Source organism: Acetatifactor aquisgranensis (genome assembly GCF_943193215.1).
Classification (GTDB): Bacteria; Bacillota; Clostridia; order Lachnospirales; family Lachnospiraceae; genus Acetatifactor; species Acetatifactor aquisgranensis.
Map to the genome: position 1 here is coordinate 201311 of NZ_CALPDH010000002.1, position 18175 is coordinate 219485.

Below are 18175 nucleotides of genomic sequence, written 5' to 3' on the forward strand. Positions count from 1 at the left end.
CGGGCAGGTCTTTCTGTCACGAATCGCTTGTGCTGCTGCGGATAGTACGACAGGAAACCGATGAAGAATTCCAAGCGGTTCAGGGAACGGCAAAAGGCAAAAAGGAGTGGAATATTATGGATTTGCATGAGGAATGCGGCGTGCTGGGAATCATCAGTCCCGCAACCGCAGACGTGGCAGGGATGGCATATTATGGGCTGTATGCCTTACAGCACCGCGGACAGGAGAGCTGCGGCATCGTGATAAATGATGACGGCGTGTTTTCCTCCTATAAGGATTTGGGGCTGGTCAGCGAGGTATTTTCCGCCGATTCGCTGTCCCGGCTGCCCAGGGGGAACATGGCGGTAGGTCATGTCCGCTACGGAACCACGGGCGGGACGAACCGGAATAACTGCCAGCCCATCGAGGTCAATCATCAAAAGGGAAAGATGGCGCTGGCCCACAACGGAAACCTGAGCAATGCGGCAGTGCTCCGCAATGCGCTGGAATTGTCAGGGGCCATCTTCCACACCACCAGCGACACGGAGACCATCGCCTATATCGTCACAAGAGAGCGCCTGCGCACGCCATCCATCGAGGACGCGCTCAGCGCCGCCATGGATACCCTGGACGGGGCTTATTCGCTGGTGCTGATGTCCTCCCGGAAGCTGATCTGCGCGAGAGATCCCTATGGGTTCCGGCCTCTCTGCTATGGGCGGACGGAAGACGGGATGTATGTAGCCGCCTCCGAGAGCTGTGCGCTGAAAGCAGTGGGGGCAGAGTTCGTGCGGGATTTGGAACCCGGTGAAATCCTTGTATTCGGCCCTGAGGGCATGGTCTCCCGCAGGGAACATTGCGAAAAAAAGTCGAAAAAACTCTGTATTTTTGAATACATCTATTTCGCGAGGCCGGATTCCGTGATTGACGGCGTATCGGTCCATGGAGCGAGGGTGCAGGCAGGACGGATTCTGGCGGAAACCCATCCGGCGCAGGCGGATATCGTAGTGGGCGTGCCGGATTCGGGGCTGGACGGAGCGCTGGGATTTTCCATGGAATCAGGAATTCCCTATGGAATCGGGCTGATAAAGAATAAGTATATCGGCAGGACATTCATTTCTCCCGGCCAGAGCGAAAGGCTGGATCAGGTGAAAATCAAGCTGAGCGCCATTGAGGAGAGCGTCAGGGGGAAGCGGGTAGTATTGATTGACGATTCCATCGTGAGAGGCACCACCAGCAGCCGCATCGTAAAACTTCTCAGAGAGGCGGGAGCGAAAGAAATCCATATGCGCATCTCCTCGCCGCCTTTTCTCCATCCCTGTTACTATGGGACGGACATTGACTCCGGAGAGCACCTGATTGCCTGCCGCCACAGCGTGGAGGAGACGGCGGATATCATCGGAGCGGACAGCCTGGGCTATCTGCCGGTAGGACAGTTGGGAGCGCTTATCGGAAACAGCGGATACTGCAGCGCCTGCTTTGACGGGGAGTATCCTACGCCGGTTCCCGCGGATACAAGGAAAGACCGGTTTGAACAGAAACTTTCCGAGAGGAGAAAGCAATGAATACAAGCAGTCGAATCAGGCTGCGCGGCAGGCATGGATGCCAAAGCCGCGCGGCTTTTATATTTTGGATAATTTAGTTGGCAGAAAAGGATGGATATGATAAAATGCAGTATAAGTCAAAAGCGGAGGTGCGTTGTGAAATGAAATCACATAAATACTGGACAATTGCTATGGTTTTCTGTATGATTATGGTAATTTATTCAGGCCATAAGCTGGCAGGCGGCCACCGTCCTGACTGATGCCTGGCATGTATGCGGAAAGGAGCAGAATGAGCGATGAACATCCGGTGCGTCATAGAGCGAATTACATACCAGAACCCGGAAAACGGCTATTCTGTCCTGAAAGCCCATGTAAAGGGCTATGACGACCTGGTCACCGTGGTGGGCAATCTACTGGATGCGAACGTAGGTTCGGTGCTTCTGGTGGAGGGGAACTGGAAGGTGGACTCCAAGTATGGCCGTCAGTTCATGGCGCAGAGCTGGGAGGAGACGCTTCCTGCCACTGTCTACGGCATGGAGAAATACTTGGGCAGCGGACTTATCAAAGGGGTAGGGCCGAAGTACGCGAAGAAAATCGTCCAGAGATTCGGCACGGATACCTTTACGGTCATTGAGGACAATATCGAAGTCCTGATAGAGATTCCGGGCATCGGACATAAGCGCATCCGGATGATAGCGGAGAGCTGGGAGCGGCAGAAAGAAGTGAAGAATATCATGCTTTTTCTGCAGGAGCATGGGGTCAGCACAGCCTTTGCCGCCAAGATATACAAGCAGTATGGAAATGAGAGCATTGCCAGGATGAAAGAGAATCCGTTCCAGCTGGCGGACGACATCTGGGGAATCGGATTCAAGACCGCGGACGGCATCGCCGGGAAGCTGGGCTTTGGGAAAGAAGCTTATGTCCGCCTGCGCAGCGGCATCATGTACACCTTGAGCGAACTTGCCGACGAAGGGCATGTGTACGCGCGGAAGGAACAGCTGACAGAGAAAGCCTCGGTCCTGCTGGAGGCGGAGGAGGGCTGTATCGTCATGACCATGGACCAGATGCTCCGGGACAGGGATCTGATACAAGAGGAGGATGCAGTCTACCTTCCACCCTTTTATTACGCGGAGACAGGCACGGCGAATAAACTGAAGCGCCTGGCGGAGGCTCCGGCGCAGGACAGGCTGTGGGAACAGCTGGCCAGGGCGAGGAGGGATACCGGGAATGAAAATCTCTCCGTGGATGTTGCCAGGATTGAGCAGTCCGTAGGCATGCATTATGATGAAATCCAGGCTGACGCTATCAGGCGCGCCGCCATGGCGAAGGTGATGGTCCTGACGGGAGGCCCCGGCACGGGCAAGACTACCACGACACAGGGAATCATCGCCGCCTACCGGGCTTACGGCCTTAACATACTGCTGGCTGCCCCTACCGGGAGAGCGGCAAAGCGGATGACGGAGGCCACGGGGCTGGAGGCGAAGACCATCCACAGGCTTCTGGAGTGCAAGCCTCCGGAAGGCTACCAGAAGGACGAGGAGAATCCTCTGGAGGGGGATGTGCTGATTGTGGACGAGTGCTCCATGATCGACATCGTGCTGATGAATTCTTTGCTGAAAGCGATTCCTGTGGGGATGCGCCTGATTCTGGTGGGCGATATCGACCAGCTGCCCTCCGTGGGGGCGGGAAATGTGCTCAGGGACATCATCGATTCAGGGCAGTTCGCGGTCATCAGGCTGACGCGGATTTTCCGGCAGGCCCGGGAGAGCCGGATCGTTATGAGCGCCCACAGGATAAATGCGGGGCAGATGCCGGACCTTTCCAACGGGAAAGGCACTGATTTCTTTTTTGTCCGGCGGGAGGAGCCTGAGGACGCGGCGGCGGAAATCGTGAAGCTGGTGAAAGAGAAGCTGCCGCGGTATTATCATGTGGAAGCTGCCGCGGTACAGGTGCTGACTCCCATGCAGAAAGGCGTGGTGGGAGCCACGAATCTGAACCTGGCCCTCCAGGAGGCGCTGAACCCGGAGGGAGAGGGACTGCGGCGCAGCGGCTTTGTGTTCCGCGCGAACGACAAGGTCATGCAGATAAAGAACAATTACGACAAAGAAGTCTTCAATGGGGATATCGGCATGGTAGAGGCGGTGGACATGACGAACAGGACGCTTACCGTGAATTTCGATAATCGGAGAATCGTTTATGACGCTACGGAGCTGGACGAGCTGGTCCACGCTTATGCCACCACCATCCATAAGGCCCAGGGTTCAGAGTACCCCATTGTGGTGATGCCGGTGCTGATGACCCATTTCGTGATGCTTCAGAGGAATCTGATCTATACCGGCATCACCAGAGCAAAGAGGATTCTTGTGATGGTGGGGACGAAGAAAGCGCTGGCCTATGCGGTGCGCAATGTGACCGTGACGGCGCGCAATACCATGCTGAAGGAACGGCTGGCGGGGGAGAGGACGTAGTGCTTTATGGGGAGCGCAGCGGCGGACAGTCAGGAAGACTGTCCCGCGTCCCGCTGTGCCATGAGGCTTTTCACCAGCTTCTCCACCTCTTCCAGGCAGGCTCCGCAGACCGTGCCGGCCCCGGTGATGCCCTGCACTTCTTCCACGGTATCGGCGCCGGAATCTACAGCCTCTTTGATTGCGCCGGCTGTGACGGCCTGACAGTTACAGATGATTCGATTTGGATCCATATATTTCACCATCCTTTCGGGGATAGTGTGTGCAGGATTTTGGATTTTATGTATGACCATACAGGAAAGAACGGCGCTCCGTCTACGTAAACAGAACGCGGAAGAAGGATGGATTCTGCGGCGGGGCGGAAAGCCGGATTTCACGGCAGATAAGGAGAAACAGATGACGAAAAAGCAGCGGGCGTTGAAAATCATTGAGAAACTAAAGGAAGAATACCCGAATGCGGACTGTACGCTGGAGTATGACCAGGCGTGGAAGCTCCTGGTGAGCGTAAGGCTGGCGGCCCAGTGCACGGACGCCCGGGTGAATGTGGTGGTAGAGAAACTGTACGAGAAGTTCCCGGATGTGGACGCCCTGGCGAACGCGCCGGTGGAGGAAATCGAGGAAATCGTCCATCCCTGCGGGCTGGGCAGGAGCAAGGCCAGGGACATCAGCGCCTGTATGCGCCAGCTGCGGGACGTATATGGCGGAAAGGTGCCGGACGATTTCGACAAGCTGCTGGCTCTGCCCGGTGTGGGTAGGAAGAGCGCTAACCTGATCATGGGCGATGTGTTCGGAAAACCTGCCATTGTCACGGACACCCACTGCATCCGTCTGGTGAACCGCATGGGCCTGGTGGACGGCATCAAGGAACCGGCAAAGGTGGAAAAGGAACTCTGGAAAATCATCCCGCCCGAAGAGGGGAACGATTTCTGCCATCGGCTGGTGGATCACGGCAGGGCGGTCTGCACAGCCCGGACAAAGCCATACTGCGAGAAGTGCTGCCTGCAGGATATCTGTAAGCAAGCGGGGGTGTGAGAAAGGATTCATTCCGGTGAGGCATGGAACTCCAAAGCGTTGGGGGAGGCACCGGGAGGATGAAAGGAAGAATGTCGGGGCGGCAGATGCCCAGCAAGGGAACCGGCGTGCTGGACTTAGCCGGATTTCCGGCAGGGCGTCTGCTGCCCATGAATATAAAAATAAGCGCTGCCAAGGGCTTATGCCCATAATGGGACAGCGCGGAAACGAGGAAAATATGAGAGTGAATCAAACAAAACGCATCGCTGCAGGGCGTCTCCCGGCTGTGCCGCTGATTACCTGCGACCCCTATTTCAGCCTCTGGTCAGGCAGCGACTGTCTCTATGAGACAGACACCTGTCACTGGACCGGCAGGAGGAAGCGTGTCACCGGAACGGCCCGGATAGACGGCGTGGATTACCGTTTCATGGGTCTGGGGAAAGCGCAGGCCATGGAGCAGACGAACCTTTCCGTGACGGCTACCTGCAGCGCCTACCGCTTTCAGGCTGCCGGGGTGGAGCTTTGCCTGGAGTTCTGGACGCCGCTTCTTCTGGAGGATCTGGACGTGATGTCCAGGCCCTGCTCCTATGTGGATATGGCTGTCCGCTCACTGGACGGGAAGAGCCATGAGGTGAAGCTTGCATGGGAGTTCTCGGGAGAACTCTGCTGCGACGGAGGACAGACGGAGAAAATCGGCGGCGGCAGCTACGCTCTGGAAATGGGAGAGGGACAGCAGGCCGGGCGCGCTGCGTGGATGGGGCTGCGTCAGCAGCATCCGCTGGGACAGAGCGGAGACAGCATCGCAATCGACTGGGGTTACCTGTACCTGGCTGCCCGTTATGGCAGTCCGCTGGAGGTGTCTTACCAGCAGGTGAACCGCAGCCTCTGGGCAAAGGCGGATCTGCATATACCGGAAAGCGGATGGGAGGAGGCTTCTCTTGTGGCAGCCTATGACGACATCGCTTCCATCAATTATTTCGGCAGGATGCTCCCCGGATATTGGGCCAGGGACGGCAAGAATATTCTGGATGCGATTTCGGAGGCGGTTTCCGGACATGACCGGCTGCTGCAAAGATGCGAGGCCTTTGACGAGAGACTGGAGAAAGAGGCCATGGAATTCGGCGAGGCGTACACAAAAGTGTGTATCGCCGCATACCGCCAGTCCATAGCGGCCCACAAGCTGATTGCCGACGAAAAGGGGGATGCGGTGTTCATCTCCAAGGAATGCCATTCCAATGGCTGCGCGGCTACCGTGGACGTGACCTATCCCTCCACTCCTCTGTTCTACTGCTACAACCCTGAGCTGGTGCGGGGAATGATGCGCCCGGTGATGCGTTTCGCGAAGCTGCCCGTGTGGGGCTATGATTTCGCGCCCCATGACGTGGGAAGGTATCCTTACGTGACAGGACAGGTCTATGGCCTGGCATCCTATCAGGAGGCGGCCCAGGACCTGCGGGACGGCGAAGAAGGGGGCTACATCTATCCGATGATCTGGCAGATGCCGGAGAGCGCTCAGATGTATAATACCAAAAACCAGATGCCCGTGGAGGAGAGCGGCAATCTGCTGATACTGGAGGCAGCGCTGATTCGGCAGAATCCGGAGGGAGAGATGGGGAATCTTCTGGAGAATCTTCCCTTATACGAAAAATGGGTGAAATATCTTCTGGAATACGGCAGCGATCCCGGAGAGCAGCTCTGTACCGATGACTTTGCCGGCCATCTGGCCCACAATGTGAATCTGGCGTTCAAGGCGATTATGGGCGTGGAGGCCTATTCCATCCTGATGCATGCCGTGGGAAGAGAGGAGGAGGCCGCACAGTACCATGAAAAGGCGCGGGCCATGGCAAAGGATGCCTGTGAAAGGGCCCTGGACGGCGACCATACCAGGCTTACCTTTGACGGCGACGGGGAGAGCTGGAGCTTAAAGTACAATGCCGTCTGGGACCTGGTATTCGGCTCAGGGTTCTGGGACGATGCTTTCTACAGCCGGGAAATCCGGCAGTACCGCAGGAAATATAACAGATACGGCGTACCCCTGGATTCCAGGGCAAGCTATACCAAGAGCGACTGGATGATGTGGGCGGCGGCCATGGATCCATCCGGCAGGGCCGTGGAGGAATTCGCGGAGCATATCCTGGCGTTTCTGGAGGAAAGCGGAGACAGGGTGCCGTTTTCCGACTGGTACATGACGGAGGACGGACGGCACTGCAATTTCCAGAACCGCACCGTACAGGGCGGACTCTTCATGCCGCTGCTCTTAAAGCGCGGGGAAATGCGTTCATAGGACTGGCCCGGCGCGAATATAGATTACTATACTGTTTTCGGATGTGAGGCATATATATGGAAATCTATGTGGTGAAACCGGGGGACAGCGTGGACAGCATTGCCAGGGCGCTGAACGCCAATGCAGAGCAGTTGATATATGACAATCAATTGGAGTATCCATATGAGCTTGCCGTAGGGCAAGCTCTTTTGGTGAGCGGCTATACCAGGGATGCGGACAGGGCGGTCTCGGTGAGCGGCTATGCCTATCCTTTCATCAGTCCGTGGGTACTGGAGCAGACCTTGCCATATCTTACGGAATTAAGAGTTTTTTCATACGGGTTTACAGACACTGGAGAGCTGCTTCCCCCTAATCTGGGAGATGACGGGTGGATGATAACGGAGGCTGTCCGCTTTGGCACAGAGCCTGTCCTGACGCTGACGCCCTTTGGGCCTGACGGGAATTTCAACAATCAGCTGATTCATTCTGTGGTGAACAATGAGGCGTATAAGGCTAATCTGATCCGCAACTTGCTGGACACCATGGAGGAGAAGGGGTATGTGGGCGTGGATATTGATTTTGAGTACATTCTTGCGGAAGACAGGGATGCCTTTTCGGATTTTGTATGGCAGGTGGCAGAGGCTATGCGGGCGGCAGGGTACAGGACTTCCGTGGCGCTGGCGCCCAAAACAAAAGCGGACCAGGCAGGGCTTCTGTATGAGGGAAAGGATTATCGGGCGCTGGGGGAGGCGGCGGATTCTGTGCTGCTGATGACTTATGAATGGGGTTATACTTACGGGCCGCCCATGGCTGTGGCCCCCATCAATCAGGTGCGCAGGGTGGTGGAATATGCGGTGACGGAGATCCCGGCCTCGAAGATTGATCTGGGAATCCCGAACTACGGGTACGACTGGCCGCTGCCCTATGAGAGGGGCACCACCAAAGCCGCTACCATAAACAACGTGCAGGCTGTCCGCATCGCTATAGAGCAGGGGGCGGAAATCCTTTTCGACAATGTGGCTGAGAGCCCTTACTTCACGTATACCGCTGACGATATCGAGCACGAAGTGTGGTTCGAGGACGTGCGCAGCCTCCTGGCCAAGTTCCGCCTGATGGAGGAGTACGGCCTGCGGGGATGCGGCTACTGGCAGATTATGCAGTGGTTCCGGGCGAACTGGCTGCTTTTGCAGGATCAGTTCTATATTTTGAAATAGCATTCGGAAAAGAGGCTGCCGGCGGGCGGCCTCTTTTCTTATTCAGTCATTTTTCCGCGTTTTTATCACAATGCCGCTTGCGCCATTCCCGGGGGCTGATGCCTGTATTCTGCTTGAAGGCATGGGAGAAAGCGAAAGGATCCCCATACCCCATCCATTGGGCAATGGTCTGGATGTCCATATCAGTAGTCTCCAGGAGAACCCTGGCTTCCTCCTTCTTTGCGTTCTGGATATATTGCTTCGGGGAAAACCAATCTGGACTGGGGCTGGTAGCATGCAGTTCCGGTAGACATAAGGGATAAACCAACAGCTGAATGCTTGGCTGGAGAGCAGATAGTAAACGCCGCATGCTGCATCAGGCGGAACAATCGGTTCTAGGGGTTGTTCCGCCGATTATATTGATATATACTATAAAAAAGAAAGGAGATTATCATGAGGACAATTTCTTATCAGGCTTATCTCGACAAGATATATGGATGTTACATCGGAAAAGCAGTTTCCGGGAACATCGGTGCCCCCTATGAGGGCGTGAAGATGCCCCTGGAACTTACTTTCCAGCCGGAGATGATAGACTGCTCCCTGCCCAATGACGACCTGGACCTGCAGGTATTATGGCTGGATGTGCTGGAGCAGAAAGGGGAACATTTCAGCGCCTTTGACCTGCTGGACCGGTTCGTGAACCGCTGTGCCTATTCTCCGGGGGAATATGCCGTCATGCGGAAGAACTATAAGCGGGGTATCTATCCGCCTTATTCCGGACGGTTCTGCAACGATTACTACAGGGAGGGGATGGGATGTCCGATTCGCTCCGAAATCTGGGGATGTGTGAGTGTGGGCAATATGGATCTTGCAAGCGAGTTCGCCTCCAGGGACGGGCAGATCGACCACTACGGTGAATCCATATGGGCGGAGCGCTTTCTGGCGGCGCTGGAGAGCGAGGCATTCTTTGAAGATGATATGAACCGCCTGCTGGACAAGGCTCTTGCTGTTTTGCCGCCGGATTCGAAATTCCGCAGTCTGGTATGCTATACCAGGGAATTGTGCGGGGTTTATGATGACATAAAGATAGTACTTACGAAGCTGCTGTTCCGATATGGGCACCCTGACTGCACCAATCTGTATCAGAACATGGGAATCACCATCGCCGCGCTCCTGCTGGGGGAGGGGGACATCATAAAGACCAGCCTCCTGGCCCTCAACTGCGGCTTTGACACGGACTGCACCTGTGCCACTGCCGGAGCGGTCATCGGCCTGCTGCGGGGGGCGGAGGAGCTGATAAAGGCATATGGGCTGACAGAGGTCACGTATGCGCTGGGCGTACAGAGTGACAGACGCAGTAACAGAATCTATGACCTGGCAGAGGATATTGCCAGGATAGGCGTACAGTTTTCAGGGACGGTGAATGACTGTGTGGAGATTATTGGCGCATCGAAGGCAGATCTTGCGTTCGATGCTCCTGCCCTGGTTGACATCGATGTCCGATATCCTGACATGGATCCTTCCATCGCGCTGGGAGAGAGCAAGACAGTCCTGATGGTATTTAGGAACAGGGGGAGCAGCGACAAGGTGCTGGACTGTTGTATTGAGACAGTCAATGGAATCTGCTGCTCCCTGCCAGAGTTCACGCTGGAGCTTCCGGCCAGCTGTGACAAGCAGATATCGGTCGTCTTCACGCTGCCTATTGAGGCGGATGCTGTATACGACAGGAATATCGTCAGGATATGTGTTTCCTCAAATGGGGAAGAGATGCTTCAAAAGGAGTTCGGTCTTGCAGGAGCGGTGCCGTGGAAGCTTTCCGGGCCTTTTTGGCGCACGGAACCAATCTGTACCACTGAGGCGCTTCTGGCCAACCCCTCCTATTTTGCATTGATGAAAGATTCACGGATACAGGGAAGCGAGACGGACAAGGTGCGCCACTTTCATCTGAATTTTGCCGTGGACAGGGACACGGAATTCATAGCAGAAAGAAAGCTTTTCGAGCCGCTTGGCAAAGGGGAGAGGAATGTTGTCTATGAACAGTGCCTGGCAAATGTGCGGGAGGACAGTTTCCGCCTGGAGGATTTCTTCGGATTCCAGGGTCCCTGCACGGCCTATTTCTCCCGGATACTGATTGCGCCGGAAGATATGGAAACCTGTATCCAGATAGGTCATACCTGTCCCTTTAGCCTGAGCATTAATGGAAGCATTGTGGCCAGACGGGATGGCTGCGACAATTGGACAGGGGAGAATGTCCACCTGGAGAACATCCGCCTGAACCGCGGAGAGAACAGGATTGTGCTGCGTGTCACCCGGGTGAACGGGGAGGCAAAGTTTAATCTTACATTCTCCAAAGAAGCGACCTGCGCTGAGCACATTGTCAGTTTCGCCTCCAGGAATCCTTATTGTTTTTAGGGAGTAAAGTGGAATACAGACAGGAATTTCAAGAAAAAGTATACAGCAAGGTAGACCTTGTGCCGGACTTAAGGTATAATAGGTCCATATTCGTGGCATGGAACGGCCGGATGGCCATCCATACCATGATTGCACTTTAATCATGGTATAATGTCCTTATTCAAAACAGGAGGGAATCATGGACAAACGGTTGAGTGAAATCCTGGAGGGGAAAGGCGGGAATTATCTGTTCCCCTTTATGTGGCTTCATGAAGGAGGAAGGGAGGGGCTGTCAGAGCGCATCCAGAGGATTCGGGACAGCGGCTGCAGGGCTTTCTGCGTGGAATCCAGACCCCATGAGGGGTTCGGAAAGCAGGAATGGTGGGACGACATGGAAGTCATCCTGGAAGAGGCCAGGAAGAGGGACATGAAGGTCTGGGTTCTGGACGACAAGCACTTTCCTACCGGCTATGCCAATGGTATTTTGAAGGAAAAGTACCCGGAACGCCGTCAATGGTTCCTCCGGGAACATCATGTGGATGTGGCAGGCCCGATGGAGGGAGCCTCTGTGCTGGTGCCTAAGCTGGACAGAGAGGATGACGAGGAGCTGCTGGCAGCAGTGGCCTACAGGCGCGGAGACGGAGCGGAGCTTTTGGCCGGGGAGGGAATCCTTCTGGAGAATATGGCAGAGGGACTTTTATTCTGGGATGTGCCGGAAGGTTTTTATCGGATTTTCTTCCTGATTAAGACCAGAAAAGGCGGAAGAGAATACATCAATTGTATTGACAGGGAATCGGTCCGGGCGTTGATTGAGGCGGTCTATGAGCCCCATTATGAGCATTTATCCCGGTATTTCGGCAATACGCTGACAGGATTCTTTTCGGACGAGCCCGGGCTTGGAAGTTCCCATGTGGGTCCCTGGGGACAGGATACAGGATTCCATTACCGTACGGTAGGACAGCCGGGTGTGGCGTTTCCCTGGAGCGATGATATCCTGGGAAAGATGGCAGAGCAGCGGCTGGGACAGAAGATGCAGCCGGAGCAAAAGCCAGGAGAGGGAGAAACGGATGAAGCGCGAAATCTGGCTATGCTGGGATGCCTGCCAGGCCTGTGGTATCCCATGGCAGATGAGGCATCGGCAAGGATACGGCTTTCCTATATGGATGCGGTCACGAGGCTCTGGGAGCGGAACTTCTCCCTGCAGCTGGGGGAATGGTGCCGGAATCACGGCGTGCTCTATACAGGCCATGTGATTGAGGACATGAATGCCCATATGAGATTGGGCTGTGCCGGAGGGCATTACTTCCGGTCTCTGGGAGGACAGGACATAAGCGGCATTGATATCGTGCTGCATCAGGTGATGCCTGGTTTTGCAGATATGGAGGTGTCGGCGCGGATTGCGAAAGGAAAAGCAGGGAATGCCTTTTTCCATTATGTGCTGCCAAAGCTCGGCACCTCTCTGGCCAGGACAGAGCCGCGGATGCAGGGCAGGGCCATGTGCGAGGTGTTCGGCGCTTACGGCTGGGCGGAGGATACGGCCTGCATGAAATGGCTTATGGATTTCCTGCTGGTTCGGGGAATCAATCGTTTTGTCCCGGAACGGTATCCGGAAGAATTATATCTTTTGGCGGAGCGCTTTTCAGGGAAAGGACTTCCGGTGTTCTGGCTGGCAGAGGATGGATGCAGGAAATCGGAGACTGGTGAGGCGATGGAACTGGAACGGCTGTCTGCTGCAGTCCGGGAACGGCAGCTTGCCCATTTATACGTAAAGGACGCACCGCATCTGCGCATTGGCCGTTTTGTCCGGGAAAAAGCTTTCTGGTTCATGCTCTTTTGGGAAGATGTGCAGACCGATGTGGATGAGACGATTGACCTTCCATGCCAGGGAGATTTCCTGCGTTTTGACCTGCTGGGAAAATCACCCGGGATTATACGGAGGACGGCAGAGTACGGGTACGGCTGATGCCTTACCAGTCTGAGCTGCTATTATTTGATGAAATCCCGGAGAATGTCCTGGATGGGATGCCGCAACAGGAGGAATGGGAGGAGATGGATGCCTCTCGGCTTTCGTGGGAGATTGCGCTTTTGGAGCAGGGGAAGGAGACGGAGTTCAGAACAGTCCGGGAGGACAGTGGATTATTCTCCATCACAGGCAGAGAGGGCTGGCCGCGTTTTTCGGGACGGATGCGATATCGAACCAGGCTTTCTCTGGAAAGCGTATCGAGATTGGGACTGGATTTGGGGCGTGTGGGCGGCACTGCCAGACTGACGGTAAACGGACAGAATCTCGGCATGCGCATCTGCCCGCCTTACCATTGGGATATTTCCGAAACTGTGAAAGAGGGGGATAACCTGATTGAAGTGGAGGTGGACAATACTTTGGTGCACAGAATCAGGGAGCGGTTCTCGGAATATATGCAGATTGGACCCAGCGGTCTGCTGGGGCCGGTGAAATTGTATGTCTTAAAGAAAGGATGAAGACGAGGGCAGCAAACTGCCGAAGCAGAGGGGACATTCTGGGAAGACGGCATAAGTAAATGGCTTGTCCTGGAAAGAATGACGGAGTTAAAAAGCAGATTCAGATTTGTCCCCAAAAGATAAATTTGAGGAGGTGGAAATGATGAGGATGTACGACATCATCATGAAAAAAAGAAACGGCGGCGAGCTTTCAAAAGAAGAGATAGACTTCTTCATAGAGGGCTACACGAAAGGGGAAATCCCGGATTATCAGGTATCCGCCCTGATGATGGCAATTTATTTCCAAAAGATGACGGAGCAGGAGACCTATAACCTGACCATGGCCATGGCGGACAGCGGGGACAGGCTGGATTTGTCGGCAATCCAGGGCATAAAGGTGGACAAACACAGCACAGGCGGCGTGGGAGACAAGACTTCGCTGGCCCTGACCCCCATGGTAGCGGCCTGCGGCATTCCTGTGGCGAAGATGAGCGGACGGGGGCTGGGACATACCGGCGGCACCATCGACAAGCTGGAAAGCTTCGACGGCTTTACCACCGGGCTTACCACGGAACGGTTCATAGAGAATGTGAACCGCATCGGCATCGCCATCATGGGGCAGACGGCGGATCTGGCCCCTGCGGACAAGAAGCTTTACGCCCTCAGGGACGTGACGGCTACGGTAGATAACCTGTCCCTGATTGCCAGCTCCATCATGAGCAAGAAGCTGGCCGCCGGGGCGGACGCCATCGTCCTGGATGTAAAGACGGGCAGCGGCGCGTTCATGAAGCGGGAATCGGAGGCAAAAGCCCTGGCGCAGGAGATGGTGAAAATCGGCAAAAATGCCGGACGGAAGACCATTGCCGTCATCTCCGACATGGACCAGCCTCTGGGATTTGCGGTGGGGAATGCGCTGGAGGTAAAGGAGGCCATTGAGACTTTAAAGGGAAATGGGCCTGCGGACTTCCTGGAGCTGTGCCTGACGCTGGGGAGCCAGATGCTGATAGCCGGAGGCAGGGCTGAGAGCAGCGCGGAGGCGGAAGAGATGCTGCGGGCAGTGATTGCGGACGGCAGCGCGCTGAAGAAGCTTGCGGCTTTCGTTGAGGCCCAGGGCGGAGACAGCAGTGCGGTGTACCATCCGGAACTGCTGCCGCAGGCATCTATCGTCCGGCCTGTGACAGCGCCGGAGAGCGGCTATCTGACCCATATCGTCTGCGATGAGGTGGGAATCTGTTCCCTGATTTTAGGCGGCGGCAGAGAGACCAAGGAGAGCGAAATCGATTTGTCGGTTGGTCTGATGCTGTGCAAAAAGGCGGGAGATTATGTGGAGGCAGGCGAGCCTCTGGCAATGATTCATGCCAATGACGAGGGCAAGGCGGCTGAGGCGGAGAGGCGCTATCTGGCGGCCTGTAGGATTTTGGCTGAAATGCCGGAAAAGACGCCTTTCATCAAAGGAATCATACAGTGATCTAAATTCCAAATATACAACAGAAAGCTCCGCTGGCATCGGCGGGGCTTTCTGTGCGCATGAGTATCTGATAGGTTCTCGGAATTTCAGACAGGTAAAATCAGGCTGCTGAGAAAGCATCAGGGCCTATTGGATAGCTGAAGAACAGGGAGGAGAAAGCGCGCATAGTTTCAGCGCGGTTATAATATAATGGGAACATGAGGAAAAACATTGACCGAATTCAAAGAAATGGGGAGAGGAAAGAATCCCTGATCGACTCCCTGCGGCTCCCCAAGGACATCTGCATGGGCGCCATGAAAGTGACCATGACAGGAAACCGGGAGGCGTGGATAGAAAATTACAGGGGGCTTCTGGAGTATACGGAAAGGCAGATACTGCTCCAGGGCAGGACCTGCCAGGTCTGTTTCGAGGGGACGAGGCTTTCCATTGATTATTATACCAACGAGGATATGAAAATCAGCGGATGCATCAGCTGCATCAGATATATCTAAGGCGAAAGGGCATGAAGAGGACGGCGCGCCGGAAATATGGACGCGCATGACAGAACCGGAATCAGAAAGGAACAGGCCATGATCAGATTTTTGAAATATATGAAAGGATATCTGCGCGTCCGAGTATGGGGATTCTCTCCGGAGCGGTTCATGAATCTCTGCAGCAATAAGGGCATACTGCTGTGGGACATCGTCAGGGAGGGGGATGTCTACTATATGAACATCACCCTGAAAGGGTTCTGGGAACTCCGCCCCATAGTAAAGAAGACAGGGACAAGGGTAGCCATACTGGAAAGATATGGGCTGCCCTTTTTTCTGCCAAAGCTTCTGAAACGCAAGATGTTCGTGGCAGGATTGTTTCTGACCATCGCTTTCTGGCTGGTATCCTCACTTTTTATCTGGGACATAAAATTGAATGGAAATTATCAGATTACCGAAGATGTGTTCCGGAGTTTTCTGAAACAGAATCAGGTAAGGATAGGCATGAGGCAGGATGAGCTGGACATAGAGGAGCTGGAAAAGCAGATACGCAGACAGTTTCCCCAGATTACATGGGCCTCCGCCCGGCTGGAGGGCACGAGGCTGCTGATAGACATCAAAGAGAACGACGCCCCCCTGACCACGGATAAGCCGGAAACCACGCCCGGGACGGATCTGGTGGCGGAATATGACGGCAGGATCGTATCGATTATCGTCAGGAACGGCGTTCCCAAGGTGGGAATCGACGATATGGTGGAGAAAGGGGCCATATTGGTGGAGGGAAAAGTACCTGTCTATAATGAGGACACCACCCTGCGGGAGTACCAGTATGTGGACGCGGACGCGGATATCCTGCTGGAGCACGGGATGGATTTTACGGCCAGCCTCCCCTTGAACCATACCGAAAAGAAGTACACCGGCAGGGAGAAGAGCAGCCATTACATAAAGCTGGGGGACAGGTCATGGTCCCTGCCGCAGGATCGCCCTTTTCTGGTCTATGACAGCGTCATCAGGGAGAGCAGGCCGCTGATGCTGGAGAGGCTGTCCGTGCCCGCGTTCTGGGGGACGGTGACCTACCGGGAGTATCAAAATGTCGAATATAAATATACGGAAGAAGAGGCAAAAGCCCATCTTAATCAAAAATTAATGGATTTTCTTGCAGAATTAGAGGAAAAAGGGGTACAAATTATTGAAAAAGATGTTAGAATAGAGAGGAACGCCGATGTGTGGGTGCTGACAGGAGAATTTCTGGTGCAGGAGCCGGTGGGAAAGAGCACTGAGACGGAAAGAATTGAGGCTGGAGAAACGGAAGGAAATGGATGAATTTTCGGTAAAAATGGATATGCCTACAGAGCATATGCAGAAAATATTCGGTATGCACGACGCGTACCTGAAAAAAGTGGAGCGGGACTTTGGCGTGGCCATCGTGGACCGCAACGGGCAGCTGACGATTACCGGGAAAGAAGAGATGGTAAAGCGGGCGGAGGGAGTCCTGCGGCAGCTTTCCATTATTTCCGGCAGGGGAAACGAAATAGAGGAGCAGAACGTGGATTACGCAATCGCATTAGGAATGGAAAAGAAAGAAGAGGCGCTGACGCAGATAGACGAGGACTGCATCTGTCACACGGTAAACGGCAAACCAATCAAGCCCAAGACCCTGGGGCAGAAAGCATATGTGGATGCCATCCGGAACAACATGCTGGTATTCGGCATAGGCCCTGCCGGCACGGGCAAGACTTATCTGGCCATGGCTATGGCCATCACGGCCTTTAAGAACGACGAGGTGGGCAGAATCATCCTGACCAGACCGGCCATCGAGGCGGGAGAGAAGCTGGGATTTCTGCCGGGAGATCTGCAGAGCAAGGTGGATCCGTACCTGCGGCCATTGTATGACGCGCTGTATCAGATCATGGGAGGGGAGAGCTTTGCCAAAAACATGGAGAAAGGCCTGATAGAGGTGGCGCCGCTGGCCTACATGAGAGGGCGGACGCTGGACAATGCCTATATCATCCTGGACGAAGCCCAGAACACCACCCCGGCCCAGATGAAGATGTTCCTGACCCGTATCGGGTTCGGCTCCAAGGTGGTGGTCACGGGAGACGACTCCCAGAAAGATTTGCCCGCGGATGCCAAATCGGGGCTTGACATTGCCCAGAAAGTGCTGCGGGGGATTGACGATATCGCTTTCTGCACCCTCACAAGCAAGGATGTGGTGCGCCATCCTCTGGTGCAGAAAATAGTTAAGGCATACGAGGATTTCGAGGGCAAAGAGGCAGCCAGGAACCGCAGGGACAAAGAGCGTAGTGTGAAAAGATATTCTAAGCGGCCAAAGGGCGCCCGCTAAGAATATCTAAGTTTCACACAGAAGAATGCCCAAAGTGCAGGCATTCTTCCAGACTTGCACCTGTGGAACGGGCGCGGAAGGAAGCATTAGCATGAACTTGTACATGGAAAATGAGACGGAGCGTGGATTTCCGTTTTCCGCGGAAGAGACCGCCAGAGAGGTGTGCGTGGCAGTCCTGGAGGAAGAGGGTTGTCCCTATGAGGCTCAGGTGAATATCGTGCTGACGGACAATGAGGGAATCCGTGAGCTGAATCGGGAATGCAGGAAGATAGACAGGGAGACGGATGTGCTCTCTTTTCCGAATGTGGATTTTGAAGAAGAGGGCGTCTTCGATATCGACGAGAACAGCGAGGCGGACTATTTCGACCCGGAGAGCGGGGAGCTTGTGCTGGGGGACATCATGATATCCGTGGACAGGGTATATGCCCAGGCGGAGGAGTATGGGCACAGCGTCAGGCGGGAATTCGCCTTTCTGGTGGCCCACAGCATGCTTCATCTGTGCGGATACGATCATATGGAAGAGGATGAGCGGGCGCGGATGGAGCGCAGGCAGGACGAGATATTGACGAGGCTTGGCATTACAAGAGATTGAC

General features: G+C 54.8%; 17 protein-coding genes. 15 read left to right on the forward strand and 2 right to left on the reverse strand.

The features are described from left to right. Positions 1-116: 116 nt before the first annotated feature. From purF to recD2, 3 genes are all read left to right on the forward strand, one after another. Positions 117-1541, forward strand: a complete 1425-nt coding sequence (purF, locus tag NFS35_RS02600; protein ID WP_251205584.1) for an amidophosphoribosyltransferase — start codon at positions 117-119, stop codon at positions 1539-1541. A 140-nt stretch (positions 1542-1681) separates the two neighbouring features. After that, positions 1682-1780 carry a DUF6219 family protein gene (locus NFS35_RS29580; RefSeq protein ID WP_275564659.1) on the forward strand — a complete coding sequence of 33 codons (99 nt, stop codon included), beginning with the start codon at positions 1682-1684 and terminating at the stop codon, positions 1778-1780. A gap of 36 nt (positions 1781-1816) precedes the next feature. Beyond that, positions 1817-3988 (forward strand): SF1B family DNA helicase RecD2, encoded by a 2172-nt coding sequence (gene recD2, locus NFS35_RS02610; RefSeq protein ID WP_251205585.1) that lies wholly within the window; start codon positions 1817-1819, stop codon positions 3986-3988. A 29-nt stretch (positions 3989-4017) separates the two neighbouring features. On the opposite strand, the gene NFS35_RS02615 is transcribed toward recD2, so the two are convergent. After that, complete coding sequence (locus NFS35_RS02615; protein ID WP_251205586.1) at positions 4018-4218, reverse strand: (2Fe-2S)-binding protein; 201 nt, start codon at positions 4216-4218, stop codon at positions 4018-4020. A 163-nt stretch (positions 4219-4381) separates the two neighbouring features. Here NFS35_RS02615 and NFS35_RS02620 point away from each other — a divergent pair, with 163 nt between their 5' ends. The 4 genes from NFS35_RS02620 to NFS35_RS02630 are packed head-to-tail and all read left to right on the forward strand — an operon-like array spanning position 4382 to position 8473. Then, positions 4382-5017, forward strand: a complete 636-nt coding sequence (locus NFS35_RS02620; RefSeq protein WP_251205674.1) for an endonuclease III domain-containing protein — start codon at positions 4382-4384, stop codon at positions 5015-5017. A gap of 59 nt (positions 5018-5076) precedes the next feature. Continuing rightward, entirely contained in the window at positions 5077-5208 is a 132-nt protein-coding gene (locus NFS35_RS28945; protein ID WP_275564657.1) for a hypothetical protein, read from the forward strand. Positions 5209-5240: 32 nt separating this feature from the next. Beyond that, complete coding sequence (locus tag NFS35_RS02625; RefSeq protein WP_251205587.1) at positions 5241-7280, forward strand: glutaminase domain-containing protein; 2040 nt, start codon at positions 5241-5243, stop codon at positions 7278-7280. A gap of 56 nt (positions 7281-7336) precedes the next feature. Beyond that, positions 7337-8473, forward strand: a complete 1137-nt coding sequence (locus tag NFS35_RS02630) for a glycosyl hydrolase family 18 protein (protein ID WP_251205588.1) — start codon at positions 7337-7339, stop codon at positions 8471-8473. Between the two features lie 46 nt (positions 8474-8519). Here the strand turns inward: NFS35_RS02630 and NFS35_RS02635 are convergent, their stop codons facing one another. Then, positions 8520-8822: a helix-turn-helix domain-containing protein gene (locus tag NFS35_RS02635; protein WP_251205589.1), complete on the reverse strand. Its 303-nt coding sequence runs from the start codon at positions 8820-8822 to the stop codon at positions 8520-8522. Positions 8823-8905: 83 nt separating this feature from the next. On the opposite strand from NFS35_RS02635, the gene NFS35_RS02640 reads away from it, so the two are divergent. The 8 genes from NFS35_RS02640 (at position 8906) to ybeY (ending at position 18174) form a co-directional block, all read left to right on the forward strand. Beyond that, positions 8906-10864 (forward strand): ADP-ribosylglycohydrolase family protein, encoded by a 1959-nt coding sequence (locus NFS35_RS02640; protein WP_251205590.1) that lies wholly within the window; start codon positions 8906-8908, stop codon positions 10862-10864. A gap of 178 nt (positions 10865-11042) precedes the next feature. Beyond that, positions 11043-12806 (forward strand): hypothetical protein, encoded by a 1764-nt coding sequence (locus tag NFS35_RS02645; protein ID WP_251205591.1) that lies wholly within the window; start codon positions 11043-11045, stop codon positions 12804-12806. After that, positions 12806-13321, forward strand: coding sequence for a glycosylhydrolase-like jelly roll fold domain-containing protein (locus NFS35_RS02650; protein ID WP_251205592.1), 516 nt, complete (start codon positions 12806-12808; stop codon positions 13319-13321). The genes NFS35_RS02645 and NFS35_RS02650 overlap by 1 nt, the downstream gene beginning before the upstream one ends. A 142-nt stretch (positions 13322-13463) precedes the next feature. Continuing rightward, entirely contained in the window at positions 13464-14768 is a 1305-nt protein-coding gene (locus NFS35_RS02655; protein WP_251205675.1) for a pyrimidine-nucleoside phosphorylase, read from the forward strand. 197 nt (positions 14769-14965) lie between these two features. Beyond that, complete coding sequence (locus NFS35_RS02660; protein WP_251205593.1) at positions 14966-15259, forward strand: YabP/YqfC family sporulation protein; 294 nt, start codon at positions 14966-14968, stop codon at positions 15257-15259. A 78-nt stretch (positions 15260-15337) separates the two neighbouring features. Next, the gene (locus NFS35_RS02665) at positions 15338-16561 is read left to right on the forward strand and encodes a sporulation protein YqfD (protein WP_251205594.1); all 1224 of its coding nucleotides are present in this window, start codon (positions 15338-15340) and stop codon (positions 16559-16561) included. Continuing rightward, positions 16554-17582 (forward strand): PhoH family protein, encoded by a 1029-nt coding sequence (locus NFS35_RS02670; protein WP_251205595.1) that lies wholly within the window; start codon positions 16554-16556, stop codon positions 17580-17582. The genes NFS35_RS02665 and NFS35_RS02670 overlap by 8 nt, the downstream gene beginning before the upstream one ends. A gap of 91 nt (positions 17583-17673) precedes the next feature. Then, the gene (gene ybeY / locus NFS35_RS02675; protein ID WP_251205596.1) at positions 17674-18174 is read left to right on the forward strand and encodes an rRNA maturation RNase YbeY; all 501 of its coding nucleotides are present in this window, start codon (positions 17674-17676) and stop codon (positions 18172-18174) included. The last annotated feature ends 1 nt before the right edge of the window (position 18175 follow it).